We start from the raw sequence: 14,828 nt of genomic DNA on the forward strand, positions 1-14,828 counted from the left end.
ATATATTTATAGTCACCACCTATAGATGTACCCCTATGAAGTGTTATCTCACAGGCTGCGTTGCTGGTTTTGTTGCCTTCAGTGAAGATCTGAAAGTCATAGATTATGAAACTTTCCCGCTGGATGATGTGGCCAGCAGGCTCAGCGAATCACAGATGGGAGGTATCACACCTGAGGAGAGGAGGATACTTGAAAGGCTCCTTGGTGAATACGATGAGGTTGTTGTTGAGGCTGAACCATCCCCTGCATACTCTGAATTTGGTAAAATCAGGTTTGAAATGCCATCAGCCGCCGGAGTCCATCTGAGGGAGAACCTCGATGAGATACTGGAATCAATCACTGATATCCCCCCATCCAGATTCATACACAGCGCCCTCATCTCGGCAACCCGGGAAAAACTGAGGGAGTCCCTCAGGGAATCTGACAGGTTCCTCATACAGGCCATAAATGCCCTTGATGAACTGGACGAGGAGATCGGGAAACTGATAGAGAGGCTGAGGGAGTGGTATTCCCTTCACTTCCCTGAACTGGATGGTGTGAGGAGCCATGAGCAGTACGTTGAGCTGGTTGCCAGGTACGGTGACCGGGACAGGATACTTGAAAATTTCAGGATGGATGTGGAGGAAAGCATAGGTTCGGATATCAGCAGCGAGGACCTCCATATCTTCATGGACCTTGCAGAGAGTATCAGGAGACTCCAGAGGCTGAGGCAGGACACCGAGAGGTACATTGACCTCAAAATGGAGAAGCTCGCCCCCAACCTCAGGGCACTTGCAGGTGCGAATGTTGGGGCAAGGCTTATTGCACATGCAGGTGGCCTCAGGGAACTTGCCATGCTCCCCTCATCCACTGTACAGGTCCTTGGGGCTGAGAAGGCCCTCTTCAGGCATCTCAAATCAAATGCCAGGCCCCCAAAGCATGGGGTGATCTTTCAGCACCCCTCCATACGGTCATCACCATGGTGGATAAGGGGCAGGGTTGCAAGGCTTCTTGCCGGTAAAATAGTAATCGCAGTGAGAAAGGATGTTTTCAGCGGGGAATTCGATCCAGAGATCATTGAAAGTTTCAATGAGAGATTTGAATTCATAAAAAATAAAAACAAGAAACCTCCCGTCAAAAGGAAGAGGTTCCAGAGGAAAAGATAATCAGAGTGGAGGGTGTGTCCAGTGAAACGTGTTAAGGGCCTTGATGGTGTTTTTATGATGAATGACTCGCTCCTCACAGTGAACCCCAATCCCGGTGTGAGGGTCTATGGGGAGAAGCTCATAGAGTGGGGTGGCCGGGAGTACCGGGTCTGGGATCCCAGGCGGTCCAAACTTGCAGCCGCCATTCACAATGGTCTCAGAGGCTTCAGCCTGAAAGCCAGTTGCCGGGTACTGTATCTTGGGGCTTCGGCCGGAACAACAGCCTCACACATCTCTGATATTGTGACAGACGGCAGGGTATACTGCGTTGAATTTTCACCCAGGATGATGAGGGAGCTTCTGGAGGTGTGCAGTGCCCGTATGAACATGCTGCCGCTTCTCGAGGACGCTTCAAGGCCCAGAGATTACCTCAGGATGGTTGAGGCGGCTGACCTCGTCTACTGTGACATTGCACAGCCAGACCAGACCCGGTTGTTCGCCGAGAATATGGAATATTTCCTGAGGGATGATGGCTACGGTCTCATAATGATAAAGGCCAGGAGCATAGATGTTACAAGGAGCCCCCGTAAGATCTTCCGTGAGGAGGTAAGGAAACTCAGGGACTCAGATTTCCAGGTGATGGACCAGGTGGGCCTTAATCCCTACGAGAAGGACCATATGGCTGTTCTTGTTAAAAGAAGTGATTGAAATTCATATGATTTTTTAACAGATTTTTAGTAAAAAAGGTATATATTGGGTTAGTTACATAATTTTAATCCCAACTGAAGGCCATAATTTCACCTCCGGGTTATTGTTGCAACACAATAACCTGGAGTGAATAACTCCATTTTTCTGATTTCTGCTGAAATAAAATGAGTGAAAGCATTATTTTTTAAGCTTATCAAGAATTTCGTTCCTTTTCTTCAAGTTTCCCTGCAATCTCATCAATTATTAGGGATGCGAGGTCATCCTTGCTCATTACAGGAAGTTCCAGTGCTTCATCTGAGACTATGATGGCCATGTTGCTGTCTGAGCCGAACCCCTCAACTGAAACGTCATTTGCAACGACGATATCCACACCAGCCTCCTGCATCTGCTTCTCTGCAGATCTGATAAGTTCATCCCTGGGGACATCGTACTCGGCCTTGAATCCAACAATAAGTGCGTCGGGGTTAAGTTCCCTTGCAATTTTTATGATCTTGGGGTTTGGTTTAAGTGTGAGTGTGAGTTCTCCATCTGAGGATATCTTCCTCTCTGTGTAGGTGGGTTTGAAGTCAGCGACGGCTGCAGCCGATACGAATACATCATGTTCCCCTATAAGTTCCCTGACTGCTGATGCCATGGAATCCGCTGTCTCAGTCCCTATAACTGTGAACTGCTGGGGGATATCCACTGAGATGATACCTGCCAGGAGTGTGACGTCGGCACCCTCAATGTATGCCCTTCGTGCAACCGCAAGACCCATCTTACCTGAACTTCTGTTTGTAATGCCCCTGACTGGATCTATTGGCTCATATGTTCCGCCAAGGCTTATGAGGACCCTTTTACCCCTCAACCTCTGCTTTGAGGTCTGCCTCATCGCCTCAAGTACTATCGTGTTGATGTCAGGGAACTTGGCCTTCCCCTCATCCATGCGGGGCTCAACAAAGACAACACCCTCATCCCTCAGCCTTCGCATGTTCCCCTTTGCAGCGGCATACATGGCCTCATGCATTGATGGGACCATAACTATTGGGGTCCCCATCCCTGATGCCGTGAGGAGAAGGGATGATATGGGGTTGTCGGCCAGCTTAAAGGCAAGTTTACCTATGATGTTGGCTGTTGCAGGGGCCACCAGGATTAGGTCTGCGTCGGCGTACTTAACGTGCTCTATCTCCCCTGTAAGTTCAAGGATGGGTTTGCTTCCTGTGGCGAACTCCATTGCATAGGGGTGTATTATTCTGCAGGCGTCCTCACTCATGAAACAGGTGACACTGGCGCCCTGCCTTCTCAGTTCCCTTGCGAGTTTAACCGCCTCAATGGCGGCAACGCTTCCTGTAACGCAAAGTACTATCTCCATTCCATCCCCATCATGTGTCATCTATAACAACAACCGTTTTTTCGCCGGTCAGCATTTCTATTATCTCGTTGAGGGTTTCAAGTTTTCCTGGAACCCTCCTTGCATCCTCCCGCATAACCCTGATCTTGAAGCGTTCCTCACCGTCCTTTCCAAATACTATGTTGATCCCTGAAATCCTTGCAGGTGCAAGGACATCCTCTGCAACTGATTTGAGGTCAGAGTTCTCACCGACCACCCTCACCTTCTTGCCCAGAGCCCTTGATATTGCCCTTACGATTTTACCGCCCTTGCCTATCAGTTTTCCCACCTCATCAGACTCCGTTATGATTATAACTATTCCATCAAGGTCTATGGCCCTTTTAAATCCGAGTTTTCCCTCTCCAATCCTGTATAGAACCTTTGAGATCTCCAGTTCAGTCTGAGTTACCTCCCCTGTTTTAAGTTTATTTTCACAGCCCTGACATAAAATTCCGCTTTTAAGACAGACATCGCATATTGGCAATACCATTCCTTCTTCCTCCTTTTCTTTAGTGATTACCGTGGTTATCGTGAGCAAGGCCACACCTGTAAATCCCGGTTTAAAAACCCGTCACAGTCTTTAAACCTCTGGAGATAAAATAAAAAGAGCCCATTTATCACTGCAGTGACCCTTATAATTTAATAATATTTTGATAAATATAAATTTATAGTTTTGGTGTATCCCTAAAGAAAGAAGAGTGGAGTTAAATAAATCTGAGGCTGTTCACGATAAGGTCGAAGTTCTTCCTTTCAGCGTCGAACCTGTCAGCCGGGGCTGTGCAGAGTATCACATAGACCCTTCTGTTGTTCTGTATCCAGATGGCTCTCTGCTTCTTCTGTACCCCATCAAGGACAAGGTAGACATTCTCTATTGCCTGGTAACCACCTATGGTCGTGTTTGTCTCTGAGACCCTCCTGTAACTGGAGTTGGTGAACAGTGTATCATAGTTGTCCCTGTACATATCATAGAGGTTACCCTCTAGTTCCCTTGACTGGATCACAACTGAGACCTGTGCAAGTCCAGATGAATCAACTGATGCCGGGTCCCCGACGGCTGCGACTGTTTCGTTTGCCAGTGAATTGGCTGTCACCCAGCTGGATGGGTACTCAAATGAAATATTGTTTCCTGAGAACCTCTTGGTCTGGTTCTCAGAGTTACTGTCCGGTGACGTGCATCCTGACACCGCAACAACCATTATTATGAAAAGGATGAGCCAGTGTTTCCTCATGCAGTTTCCTCACTCTCATGGTGATGATGGTGGATTCTCCCCTCCACCGGTCCCCTGATTATCAGGGGTTGTTGGAGTGGTGGGTGTTGAAGGCTTTTCTGGTGTTGTTGGAGTGGTGGGTGTTGTGTTGGTGGGGGTCCTGTTTGTGGTGGAAGTTACAGTCACATTTTTGACGGTGTTGTTGAAGGATGGGAACGCTGTTTCGTTCACAGTAACGGTTCCTGTAACAGGGGTTTCCTCCTTCAGGTTCATGAAGTACAGCCCGAATCCCGTTCCAAAGAAGAACGCCGCCACAATTATTATGGCACCTATGAGCGACAGATTCGGACCCCTCCTTTCCTTGACCTCCTCTGTCTTGACGTACCTTCTGACGAGTTCCTCCCTCTCCTCTTCCTCCTTCTTTTTCCGTGATTCCTCCACCCAGTGGTCGAGGGGTTTTTCCGGGGTTTTCTGCCCCTGAAGCCGCCTTATGTTTTCAACTGCCTCAATTGTTTCAAGTTCCTTCGTGTACTGTTCCTTCAGTTCACTGTATTTCTTCCTTGAAATATTACCCTCTTCAAGGTCCCTTTCAAGTTTCTTAAGCTGTCTCAGGAGGATTTTCTTATCCGGACTAATCATAATCATCTCCTGATAAATCAATGATAATCAACTGGATCTATATTGAACAGCCGGGTATATATAATTTATATGGCATGGAACATTCCCGGACACGATAGAAAAGTAAGTTTATACTGAAGTCTGCTGAGGTCCCTGGAAAATCAAAAGAACTATTCATAAACAGTTTCCTCTGGATAGGACCCCAGAATTTTAAAGAAAGGTGTTCTATCAGCTATACAATCAAGCACGTCCATTATTACGGCGTCCTTCCTGTGCCCCTCAAAATCTATGAAGAATATGTACTTGCCAAGCCCCCTCTTTGAGGGTCTGGACTCTATCTTTGTGAGGTTCACACCATGCTCTGCAAAGAATCCCAGGACTTCATAAAGTCCCCCTGGTCTGTCCTCTGCCAGGGAAAAGACTATGGAGGTCTTGTCCTTTCCTGTTGGCTCATGATCCTTCTCTGAGAGGACTATGAACCTTGTGAAGTTGGGGTCAAAGTCTTGTATGTCCTCTGCGATCACATCAAGGCCATAGATATCAGCGGCTCTCAGGGTCCCTATCGCCGCAAGTTCCCTTCTCCCCACTATCGTCCTGGCTGCTGCCGCTGTGCTGGGTGCTGAATGTGTTGTGACCCCCAGTTTCTCCAGGAACCGCCGGCACTGTGCAAGGGACTGGGGGTGCGAGTAAACCTCCCTCACCTCCCCCAGGGATACACCACTGTTGACAAGGAGGTTGTGCCTCACCCTCAGTATTATCTCCCTCTCTATGCACAGATCATATTCCCATGCCAGAAGGTCAAGTGTTACCCCAACCGGCCCCTCAATTGAGTTCTCAATGGGGACAACCCCCCTTGAAGCCTTACCTGATGCCACCGCCCCCAGAACCTCAAGTATGGAGTCAAAGGCCAGAAGTTCCTCACCAATATGGAGTGCTGCCTCCTCGGTGAATGTCCCCTCGGGTCCAAGGTAGGCTATGGATTCCCCTGCCATCAGTAGAGGCCCCCCTCCAGGTAGTTGTTTATCCTGTCTGTTGTTGCCTGGTAGAATCGTCTCACCGTGGCCTTACCGTCCCTGTAATCTGCGAGGGTTGCTGAGACACCGAGATGCACGAGGTGCCTTATGAAATCCTCGGCGGTCTCCATGTCATCCACATCAATGACCGTGTCCTCGTAGGCGGCCTCACCGTCTGCTATGGCCTTTATCCTCTCAAGCATGGGGTATATTATTGCCTCTCCAAGGCGGTGGGCCCTCTCAAGGGTTTCCTCATCTGACTCATCCAGTTCATAGGCCTGGAACCCCTCCCTTATAACCCTGCTGAAGAAGAATGGCCTCCCGAAGTCAAAGGGGTAGCTGAAGGCATATGCAAGTTCCCGTGCATGTGCCTGGGATGACGTGTACTTGAGGGGTGGTAAATCCATGGAGGGGTCCTTCATAACAACCCCCTCCCTTCCCTCCTTCCCCAGGGTTCGTATTATGTCTGCAACTTCCTCTGCAGCATCCTCGACAGGGTAAATTCCAAATAAACATACAGGTGGAAGACCGTAGGATTCAAGAAGGTCCCTCTTCTCCTTTATTGGGAGGGGTCTGTTGGTGTTCTTCTCCCTGAGGTCAAAGACCCTGAAGCCCAGTGGCCCCACCTCGGGGTAGTCCTGTGAAACATAGGGGTTGTCCCTTCCAACCATTTCACCGCATACAACAAGGTCCGCATGGTCAGAGAAGAACCCGTCAAGGTCCATGAGTTCCAGTGCCTTCCTGGTTGTGAAGGGGCATACATGGCCTCCCCGTGTGATTGCAACCGTATCCCCGGACGAAAGGCGTGTTATGCGGACATTGTAGCCGTTCATCTTCTCCTCCACTGCAACGCTGTCCCTGAAGTGTTCCATCAGGGTGGGGGAGAGCAGAAGTGTCCTCCTGATCTTCGGAAACCCCCGGATAACCTCAACCTCATCTCCAGTGTAGATCACCGTGCCTGCCTCAAGGTCCATGAGGGACTTTTTGAAAAGCAGGGCGTTCATACCACCCTCTTCAGTGACCCTGATGGCGCCCCTGTCAAGCCCATCTTTCAGCCTTGCAGAGGGAATCCCTGTTTTCTCTGTGATCTCATGGAAAGGAATGTCTGTATTCATCAGATTCACGCTGATCATTCAGTAAGCATGTGTCTTGAGTTTATTCAAAAAATAAAGGATTAGAAGACACCCTCTATCTCAACTATGAGGTCAAGGATGTCCGTCTTTGTAACTATACCCTCAAGTTCGCCGTCCACCACTGGGAAGCCGCCGTAACCTGTCTCCATCATCATTGATGCAAGATCCGTTACCGGCGTGTCTGCCTCAACGGTCCTGACGTTCTGTTTCATTATATCCTCAACTAGAAGGTTTCTTATCCTTGATGGTTTGTGCTTATCCGGGACCACCTTCCTGAAGTTTATAACTGCACGTGTCATGTCCTTTGCGGTGAGGATACCGGCGAGTTCCCCTCCATCCATTACCAGTAGCCGTCCTATGCCCGCATCAATCATCATCCTCCTTGCATGGACAACCCTCTCCTGGGGGGATACTGTTATCATCTCTGTGCTCATCACATCGCCTGCAGTGTACTTCTCATAGGCCCTTCCCCTGCATATATCAAGGATGTCTGATTTGGTCACGATTCCTAGTATCTCGCCATCAAGGATAACAGGCAGGCTCCCTATGTTGTTCTCGAGCATGAGACTTGCTGCGTTTCCTGCGTCCATGTCTGGATCCGCGGTTATGAGTTCCCCTGTCATGACCGTTGAGACGTGGAAGTGGGATGGGGCCATATTTCCGTACCTTGATGATCCCAGTTTTATGGCTATATCCTTCTCGGTGACTATCCCCACAAGTTCCCTCTCATGTTCGCTGTTTGTGTTGATGACAAGGAGCCTTGACACGTTTTTCTTGCCCATCAATCGAAGGGCGTCGCAGACGTTCTGGTCCTTATCGATGCAGACAGGATCCTCTGACATGATATTTTTAATTATCATACTCTCCACCTACTGTATCCCGCTTATTATATCTGTTTTTGTTATTATTCCCACCAGTTCATCATCCTCAACAACTGGCAGTCCGCTTATGCCGTTATCAAGCATCACTGAAGCCGCCTCTGACGCATCGGCTGAGGGTTCGACTGTTATGACGTCCTCGGTCATTATATCGCCTGCAGTTAACATTGCGATTGTCCTGGCCCTCCTCTTCTCCTCGGATGCGCGGCTTATGAAGTAGACCCTTTCAACAGGTATGCCCCTCTCAGGGTCCTCAAATGTTGCAAATGAGAGGTTCTCAGAGGTTATTATTCCCTCAACAGCCCCGTTCCCGGTTACAACAACTCTTGATATGCCGTTCTCCTCCATGACATCTATAACATGGGCCAGTGTATGGTTGGCTGTCACAGTTTTAACATCCCGGGTCATTAAATCCTCAACCTTCCATCTGCCGGCGCATCTGTCCTTGAAGAATCTGAGAAGGTCCCTCTTGGTTATGATGCCTGCAAGTTCCTCCCCCTCCATCACAAGGAGTGAGCCTATTTTCTTCTTGAGCATCAGGTCGGCGGCTTCCCTTGGAGTGGCGTTGATATCCACGCTGATGGGGTTCTCGTTCATGACCCTTCTTATTGATATCTTATCTATGGGTCTCCTCTTCCATGCTGGTCCATCAATTCTCAGCTTCCTTGTTATGTCTGTCTCTGTGACGATACCTGCTGGTTTCCCCTCGGAGTCCACGACGACTACCCTGCTTATCCCATGCCTTAACATGAGGTTCCTGGCGTATGCAACCTGCTGTGTGTCTTCCATGACAAAGACTTCATCTGTCATTATACTTCCAACGTTCATGGGACCACCTAACCTGTTATTGCCCTCAGAAGGTCGCTCTCTGTTATGATTCCCCTGAGGTTTCCATAGTCCACCACCGGCAGACCGCCAATTCCATGTTTCTCCATGATCTCACAGACCTCTCCAAGGGTGGTTGATGATGTGACGGTGCAGACCTCCCTTTCCATGATTTCGGTGACAGGTGTGGCGAGAACCTCCTCGGCACTGTTGGTCTTCATTGAGTTGAATGCCTGGTTCCTTCCAAGGAACTCGAGTATATCGGTGGAGGTAACAATTCCAACAAGTTTTTCATCCTCTGGGTGGGGTGTTCTTCGCTCCTCACCAACAACAGGTATCCTCCTGAGCCTGTTTCTTACCATTATCTTGGAGGCCCCTTCTATCGGTGTTCCAGGTGTTGTTGTTATAACATCGGGTGTCATGTGATCCTCAGTGACCTCATCGATGAATACACCTGCCATGAGGAGCACGAAGTCCCTCTCGGATACTATACCTGCTATTCTCCCCTCATCATCCACAACCGGCAGGGCGCCGACACTGTTTTCCAGCATCATGGTAACCGCATCTGATATGGAGTCCCTGGTGGTTATGTGGATGACATCACGTGTCATTATACTCTTAACCGGTTCGTTGACTGCTGCGAGGAAGTTATCATCGTATTTGTTATCCAGGATCTTGAATTTATCTCCCCCTCCTAAAAAGTCCAGGATGTCCATGGTCGTTACTATTCCCTGGAGCTTCCCTGTTCCGGGGTTTGTTATGGGAAGCCTCCTGAATTTGTTCTTAACCATTATCTCCGCTGCTTCCTTGATGGTGGCTGTCTGTGGTATGGAAATTACTTCCTTCCCGGCGATTGTCATGACATCGCCTTCATGGTCGAAGTTTCTGCTCTCGAATTCAATGGGACCACGGTCCCTAGACTTTACCAGGTTTATGGTGTCTTTTTTTCTCATTTACACACCTCTCTGGGAGATATACTTACATGAAGTAAGTATCGTTATTACCCAAACTAATATTTTTAATAAAAATTAATTTCTCGTTGATGGGACTTTCAGGTTTCATCAAGCCACCATTTCACTTGATATATGCTTCCAGGACGTCCTCCCTGGACACTATACCCAGAAGATCTGCCTCCTTCACCATGCTGGGGTCCCTCTTCACAAATACCGGGTTTTCAACCACGGGGATCCTTCCAATATCCTTCTCCAGCATGAGAGAGGCAGCCTTTTCAGAAGGAGTATCCGGTGTTATGGCAACGGGGGGTGTTTTCATTATCTTCTCAACCGCCACGGATTTCACTTCACCTGATTCCCTGTGTATCCTTGCATGGCCGTACCTCAGAAGGTCCTTCCTGGTTATGATACCTATCATTTTACCATTCTTCATCACAGGAAGACCTGAAAACCCTGATTCATCCATAAGATCCCATACAGCTGAAAGCTGGTCGCTGTGTTCACATGTAACAGGGTCTGGGGACATTATCTCACTTACAGGGCTTCTGACCGGCTCATAGCCATTTTCAAGGAAGCCAGATATAAGGTCTATGGCGCTCAGTATCCCCACAAGCTTCATGCTGTCGGTTGACTCAACAACAGGGGCCTGTATCTCACCGACCTTTAAAAGGTCAGATGCTGCCCTCATCGCATCCATCTCAGGGGTCAGGATAACCTTTGGTTTCTCCATTATGCCCCTTGCCTCAAGATTTGACTTGGTTGCTGTGATGTTGAGCACATCACCCCTTGTTATAAGACCCCTCAGTTTCTCTCCCTCAACCACAGGGACGCATCTGAAATCCTCATCCCTTAGAATGGATCTTACTCTCGTGGCGGCAGTTTCAAGTGAGACTGAGACGGGATTTAAAGTCATTACGTCTCTTACAAACAAATCATTCACCCTCTAGGTCCTCTTTACACTCCTCACATATGTATCTACCATCATACTCCTCAAGGTACTCCTCATAGTTACCGCAGACCTCGCACACGCCGGGGACAGACCTCTCATTCTCAGGTGACAGTGCCCTGTTCTCCTCAATCCTTGCATTCTCAACAAGGATCTCGGTGAGTTCAGGGGCGACCATCATGACATCAGAGGATGTCAGTATCCCCACCAGTGCACCGTCCTTAACCACAGGGAGTCTCCTTATACTGTTCTTTGCCATCAGCCTTGCAGCGTCACTGAGTTCCCTCTCAGGTTCTATGCTTATGAGGTTACGGCTCATTACCTCGCCAATTGTAACCTTGCTGGCAGCCAGGTCCTTGGAAACCACCTTCCTTATGATGTCACTCTCTGTGATGAGTCCTTCAGGTTCGGAGTTGCTCTTCACAATGATGCTTCCGACCTTCTTTTCTGTCATTATCGATGCTGCTTCTGCAACGCTGATGCCAGGGTCTGCTGTTATAACATTCGATGTCATGGCATCATGGACTGTAACCTTTGTTTCCATTTCCATCTGACAACCTCCTACCTAAGGCCAAGGGCCCTATGCATCTGTGGTATAACGTAAACATCCATATACTNTCCGGCTTCCTGAGACATTTCCAGCAGGCGAGGAGTGTACAGAGCCCACTGTTCAGGGGGACTGCAGGGCTGTATAACCATTGAAAGTTTTTCAGGGTCATCAACGCCTTCACGGAGCCGCATGGCCAGGGCCCCGATGTATTCAGCCCCCGTTGTGGGCATCACAACCACCTTACAATATGTATTTACACCTTTTGATATTAATATGTTTATGACTTGAATCTCCCGATCAATGAGGTCATCCGAGCCGGATATATCGGATTCTGTAATATTATGGTTGAAATCCCCTGAAAAATGTTCAGATGTTTTAATATCCACCGATGCGTAATCAAAGAAGTGGGATATCCTCCGGGCGCTGGCCGGGAGAGAGCCGTTGGTTTCAAGAAGAGCACTCCATGGGGAATCCTCAAGAAATTCCCTGATAAAATCAGGGTAAAGAAGCGGTTCACCACCTGTGATGCTCAGTGAATGAAAATCAGGGGTCACGAGATTTTCAACCATCCCCAGAAGCTGGTCTGCTGAGAGTTCCTCTCCACAGGATGGGTCCCTGCTCTCTGGGGTGTCGCAGTAGCTGCAGTTAAGGTTGCAGCCTGCGAAACGTATGAAAATCTGCCTCTTCCCTACAAGTAGGCCCTCACCCTGGATACTGCTGAAGACCTCCATAATGGGTGCCCTCATATGGATCACCGGGATATGGTGTAGATGGCCCCCTGTCCTATTCCCTCATTTACGCAGACCTCAACCGAGGATATGTCGTACTTTCTGACAAGCTCCTTAAAGAGGGTGGAGGCAAAGTAACGTGAAAGTTCCTCTGCAGAGCTGGACTCAAGGTCAAGGAGGCAGCAGTCCTCCTCGGGTATACTGTACTCCTTACCACCGATCTCAAATTTGATGTTTCCACTTGTTGATGAGAAATTTATGAGGGGGCTTCTGAGGGGTATGAGGAGTTTATGATCAAATCTGCTGCATAGTTCTCTCACCACTGCCTTAACGTCCTTGAAGTCAGCCACGAATCCATGCTTGCCGCTCCTTTTTCCCTCCACCTTAACGTCAACTATGTATGAATGTCCATGTATGCATCCACATGACTCGTGTTCAGGTATCATGTGTGCCGCTGAAAACCTTAAATTGGCATGTATCCCGTTGATAACTATTTTCATTTTAACCACATCTACTAATCAGAAGTGTCCCTGCCTCTTCAGAAGATCCTGGTCTTGCATATGTCCTCCTCGATGGAGTCAATCTCATGTATGTATGCCATGGCAACGTTCTCTGCTATCTGCACCACGCCCTCCATTCCAATTTCAGGCCTCTCATCAAGGAGCCCCACGGTATCCACATCATCTGGTGTGCCCTTCTCATGGATATTCACACCGAGGTGTATCTTCATGCTGGATACCGAGGCAGTTGCTATGGAAACCGTTAGCTTGGATGAACCTACGTAGAGGTCATCACCCTCCCTCCGGATCTCGAATCCATGGCCCCGAAGTTCCTCCATGAGGAGCATGACCAGAACCCTTTGCCTGTGATAGGATAAACGCAGACTTGCTGGCTGTTCATCAAAGTGTTCAACAATGAAGTGGAGGACATTCTCAGACTTTATCTCAAGGTCAACGTCCTCGTAGTCCACGATGTTCTTCACATCCATTGGGCCTATCCAGGTTATTATGCTCGAACCCTTTATTCCCAGTTCACTGAGGGCCCATGCAGGTTCTATCTGGCTTCCATCATAGAGGATAGGGTCCTCGAGGTGCTCATATATCATTCAATCACCATCTAAATATTTGGAGGTGATCCTATAAGTAGGATTTGAGTCACGTGAAGAGACCGTGGCAGAGATCCCACTGGGTAATTGATCCCATGTTTGAGCCACCGATGTGATTGAAATCATTCAAGAACCAGTAACTCTCTGTAACCGGTTCTATCATCCATCACCCTTCTCAGTTTACCATGATAGGGTATCACGGCAAGTTCGACTGTTGTCCTTACCCTGCAATAGCCCTTGAGGTGTCCGCCAATTACCCTTCCAGAGGAATCAGCCACTGCAATGTGGATGTGGACACCATCGCCTGTGATTGTCCCCTGCAGGGATATTATCTCAAGGGGACCCTCAACCGTAAGGATGCTCTCATCCGCTGTCCTTATCCTCACACCATTGAGGCTACCTATACCCGATACAACGGCACCCGCAACTTCAAGGGCCTCCATCTCAGCCATGAGATCCATTCCAGGCTCAAGTCTTAGGAGAATCATATTAAATGATTTGCAGATCCGCCCTCATTTAATTAATCCATGGGAATCCAGCTAACCAAGAAGAGATACACCCCCTCTGATACCTCCAGAAGAATATGAAAAGCTTTATAGTTTCATCATGCATTTAATTTACCTATGAAAGCCCGAATCCGTGACTTCATATACACCTCTGATGATCTATTCTTTGCTGTTACATCATACGTTCATCCAGAAGACAGGATACTATCCTTTTTACGCTACATACCCGACAGTGAAGGTGAAAGGTCCCTGAATTCGGCAAGATACTCAAAGGTGAATTCTGAGCTGGCATACACCTTCCTCGAGGAGAACCACCCCACCTACCTCCACCACTATGAGGAACTCGGTGTACTCATGATGGGTGTTCCCAATGAAAGAGTGGATAGTATACTGAGGCCAGAGGAGCGCCTTCTGGATATAATGGAATCCCCAACCGATCAGCTGCTTGCCAGGGTTGTGATGATTGCCGACACCTTGCATGATGCCGCAGGGATTCCCTACAGTTCCATGGGGGTTTCAGGTTCAGTGCTTCCCGGATTGTATGACCCCCTGAACTCTGATATCGACTTTGTGGTTTACGGTTTGAGGAACCACCGGAGGGCCATGGAAGCTTTCGGTGAACTTAAGGGGGACCCTGAGAGTCCGCTGAAGGGACTGGATAAGGAACAGCTCATGAAGGTCTACAGGAAAAGGATCACCGATGACACGCTCTCCTTCAGGGAGTTCTGCTGGTATGAGCTGAGAAAGAACAACAGGGGAATAATCGATGGAACCCTATTCGACATCCTCGCTGCAAGGGACTGGAGTGAAATCCAGGGCTCATGGGCCGATACAACCTATGAGGACTGCGGCAGGGTGACTGTCGAGTGCACAGTATCTGACGCCATCGAGGCCTTTGACAACCCTGCAAGGTACCTTGTGGAGGATGTCAGTGTACTTGAGGGGCCTGAAGCTGAAATCACTGAGGTTGTGTCCTTCACCCATACCTACGCGGGGCAGGCCAGGGAGGGTGAAAGGATAATCGCAAGGGGTAAGCTTGAAAGGTTCAGTGGAAGGGAAAACGGGTACCGGGTTGTTGTGGGGACAACAAGGGAGGCCGAGAACGAGTTCATAAAGCTAAAGGAACTCAGATTATAAAATAACAGGTGAAAGACCCGATATACC

The 14,828-nt window shown here is 48.7% G+C and carries 18 protein-coding genes; 3 read left to right on the forward strand and 15 right to left on the reverse strand.

Annotated features, from left to right (window positions below; genetic code table 11):
* Nucleotides 1–35 precede the first annotated feature (35 nt).
* Both MTBMA_RS07800 and MTBMA_RS07805 read left to right on the forward strand, forming a co-directional pair.
* Nucleotides 36–1,145: an NOP5/NOP56 family protein gene (locus MTBMA_RS07800; RefSeq protein WP_013296388.1), complete on the forward strand. Its 1,110-nt coding sequence runs from the start codon at nt 36–38 to the stop codon at nt 1,143–1,145.
* A gap of 21 nt (nt 1,146–1,166) precedes the next feature.
* Nucleotides 1,167–1,832: a fibrillarin-like rRNA/tRNA 2'-O-methyltransferase gene (locus MTBMA_RS07805; RefSeq protein ID WP_013296389.1), complete on the forward strand. Its 666-nt coding sequence runs from the start codon at nt 1,167–1,169 to the stop codon at nt 1,830–1,832.
* 193 nt (nt 1,833–2,025) lie between these two features.
* On the opposite strand, the gene coaBC is transcribed toward MTBMA_RS07805, so the two are convergent.
* The 15 genes from coaBC to MTBMA_RS07880 form a co-directional block, all read right to left on the reverse strand.
* Nucleotides 2,026–3,183, reverse strand: coding sequence for a bifunctional phosphopantothenoylcysteine decarboxylase/phosphopantothenate--cysteine ligase CoaBC (coaBC, locus tag MTBMA_RS07810; RefSeq protein ID WP_013296390.1), 1,158 nt, complete (start codon nt 3,181–3,183; stop codon nt 2,026–2,028).
* Nucleotides 3,184–3,193: 10 nt separating this feature from the next.
* Nucleotides 3,194–3,691, reverse strand: a complete 498-nt coding sequence (locus MTBMA_RS07815) for a transcription elongation factor NusA (protein ID WP_013296391.1) — start codon at nt 3,689–3,691, stop codon at nt 3,194–3,196.
* 214 nt (nt 3,692–3,905) lie between these two features.
* Complete coding sequence (locus MTBMA_RS07820; RefSeq protein WP_013296392.1) at nt 3,906–4,430, reverse strand: PsbP-related protein; 525 nt, start codon at nt 4,428–4,430, stop codon at nt 3,906–3,908.
* Nucleotides 4,431–4,445: 15 nt separating this feature from the next.
* A complete protein-coding gene (locus MTBMA_RS07825; protein WP_013296393.1) occupies nt 4,446–5,048 on the reverse strand; it encodes a hypothetical protein in 603 nt (200 codons plus the stop codon).
* Nucleotides 5,049–5,197: 149 nt separating this feature from the next.
* Nucleotides 5,198–6,019 (reverse strand): prephenate dehydratase, encoded by an 822-nt coding sequence (pheA, locus tag MTBMA_RS07830; RefSeq protein ID WP_013296394.1) that lies wholly within the window; start codon nt 6,017–6,019, stop codon nt 5,198–5,200.
* Nucleotides 6,019–7,155, reverse strand: coding sequence for an RNA ligase (locus tag MTBMA_RS07835; RefSeq protein ID WP_013296395.1), 1,137 nt, complete (start codon nt 7,153–7,155; stop codon nt 6,019–6,021). The genes pheA and MTBMA_RS07835 overlap by 1 nt, the downstream gene beginning before the upstream one ends.
* Before the next feature lie 59 nt (nt 7,156–7,214).
* Entirely contained in the window at nt 7,215–8,033 is an 819-nt protein-coding gene (locus MTBMA_RS07840) for a CBS domain-containing protein (RefSeq protein WP_013296396.1), read from the reverse strand.
* Nucleotides 8,034–8,042: 9 nt separating this feature from the next.
* On the reverse strand, nt 8,043–8,879 hold the full coding sequence (locus MTBMA_RS07845) for a CBS domain-containing protein (protein WP_013296397.1): 837 nt from the start codon (nt 8,877–8,879) through the stop codon (nt 8,043–8,045).
* 8 nt (nt 8,880–8,887) lie between these two features.
* Nucleotides 8,888–9,829: a CBS domain-containing protein gene (locus tag MTBMA_RS07850; RefSeq protein WP_013296398.1), complete on the reverse strand. Its 942-nt coding sequence runs from the start codon at nt 9,827–9,829 to the stop codon at nt 8,888–8,890.
* Nucleotides 9,830–9,950: 121 nt separating this feature from the next.
* Nucleotides 9,951–10,769 (reverse strand): CBS domain-containing protein, encoded by an 819-nt coding sequence (locus tag MTBMA_RS07855; protein WP_147671399.1) that lies wholly within the window; start codon nt 10,767–10,769, stop codon nt 9,951–9,953.
* Nucleotides 10,762–11,325 carry a CBS domain-containing protein gene (locus MTBMA_RS07860; protein WP_013296400.1) on the reverse strand — a complete coding sequence of 188 codons (564 nt, stop codon included), beginning with the start codon at nt 11,323–11,325 and terminating at the stop codon, nt 10,762–10,764. The genes MTBMA_RS07855 and MTBMA_RS07860 overlap by 8 nt, the downstream gene beginning before the upstream one ends.
* A gap of 11 nt (nt 11,326–11,336) precedes the next feature.
* A complete protein-coding gene (locus tag MTBMA_RS07865; RefSeq protein ID WP_013296401.1) occupies nt 11,337–12,071 on the reverse strand; it encodes a 7-carboxy-7-deazaguanine synthase QueE in 735 nt (244 codons plus the stop codon).
* A 5-nt stretch (nt 12,072–12,076) separates the two neighbouring features.
* Nucleotides 12,077–12,553 carry a 6-carboxytetrahydropterin synthase QueD gene (locus tag MTBMA_RS07870; protein ID WP_013296402.1) on the reverse strand — a complete coding sequence of 159 codons (477 nt, stop codon included), beginning with the start codon at nt 12,551–12,553 and terminating at the stop codon, nt 12,077–12,079.
* A 38-nt stretch (nt 12,554–12,591) separates the two neighbouring features.
* The gene (locus MTBMA_RS07875; protein ID WP_013296403.1) at nt 12,592–13,158 is read right to left on the reverse strand and encodes a DUF366 family protein; all 567 of its coding nucleotides are present in this window, start codon (nt 13,156–13,158) and stop codon (nt 12,592–12,594) included.
* Between the two features lie 122 nt (nt 13,159–13,280).
* A complete protein-coding gene (locus tag MTBMA_RS07880; protein WP_013296404.1) occupies nt 13,281–13,646 on the reverse strand; it encodes a PPC domain-containing DNA-binding protein in 366 nt (121 codons plus the stop codon).
* Nucleotides 13,647–13,781: 135 nt separating this feature from the next.
* On the opposite strand from MTBMA_RS07880, the gene MTBMA_RS07885 reads away from it, so the two are divergent.
* A complete protein-coding gene (locus tag MTBMA_RS07885) occupies nt 13,782–14,801 on the forward strand; it encodes a DNA polymerase subunit beta (RefSeq protein WP_013296405.1) in 1,020 nt (339 codons plus the stop codon).
* Nucleotides 14,802–14,828: the final 27 nt, after the last annotated feature.

The sequence above is a fragment of the Methanothermobacter marburgensis str. Marburg genome (genome assembly GCF_000145295.1).
In the GTDB taxonomy this organism is placed as follows: domain Archaea; phylum Methanobacteriota; class Methanobacteria; order Methanobacteriales; family Methanothermobacteraceae; genus Methanothermobacter; species Methanothermobacter marburgensis.

Coding starts and splice junctions, on each gene's coding strand:
- pheA (WP_013296394.1), bottom strand. CDS start 6,019: ATGGCAGGGGAATCCATAGCCTACCTTGGACCCGAGGGGACATTCACC.
- MTBMA_RS07885 (WP_013296405.1), top strand. CDS start 13,782: ATGAAAGCCCGAATCCGTGACTTCATATACACCTCTGATGATCTATTC.
- MTBMA_RS07820 (WP_013296392.1), bottom strand. CDS start 4,430: ATGAGGAAACACTGGCTCATCCTTTTCATAATAATGGTTGTTGCGGTG.
- MTBMA_RS07825 (WP_013296393.1), bottom strand. CDS start 5,048: ATGATTAGTCCGGATAAGAAAATCCTCCTGAGACAGCTTAAGAAACTT.
- MTBMA_RS07815 (WP_013296391.1), bottom strand. CDS start 3,691: ATGGTATTGCCAATATGCGATGTCTGTCTTAAAAGCGGAATTTTATGT.
- MTBMA_RS07845 (WP_013296397.1), bottom strand. CDS start 8,879: ATGAACGTTGGAAGTATAATGACAGATGAAGTCTTTGTCATGGAAGAC.
- coaBC (WP_013296390.1), bottom strand. CDS start 3,183: ATGGAGATAGTACTTTGCGTTACAGGAAGCGTTGCCGCCATTGAGGCG.
- MTBMA_RS07875 (WP_013296403.1), bottom strand. CDS start 13,158: ATGATATATGAGCACCTCGAGGACCCTATCCTCTATGATGGAAGCCAG.
- MTBMA_RS07860 (WP_013296400.1), bottom strand. CDS start 11,325: ATGGAAATGGAAACAAAGGTTACAGTCCATGATGCCATGACATCGAAT.
- MTBMA_RS07835 (WP_013296395.1), bottom strand. CDS start 7,155: ATGAATACAGACATTCCTTTCCATGAGATCACAGAGAAAACAGGGATT.
- MTBMA_RS07840 (WP_013296396.1), bottom strand. CDS start 8,033: ATGATAATTAAAAATATCATGTCAGAGGATCCTGTCTGCATCGATAAG.
- MTBMA_RS07880 (WP_013296404.1), bottom strand. CDS start 13,646: ATGATTCTCCTAAGACTTGAGCCTGGAATGGATCTCATGGCTGAGATG.
- MTBMA_RS07800 (WP_013296388.1), top strand. CDS start 36: ATGAAGTGTTATCTCACAGGCTGCGTTGCTGGTTTTGTTGCCTTCAGT.
- MTBMA_RS07850 (WP_013296398.1), bottom strand. CDS start 9,829: ATGAGAAAAAAAGACACCATAAACCTGGTAAAGTCTAGGGACCGTGGT.
- MTBMA_RS07870 (WP_013296402.1), bottom strand. CDS start 12,553: ATGAAAATAGTTATCAACGGGATACATGCCAATTTAAGGTTTTCAGCG.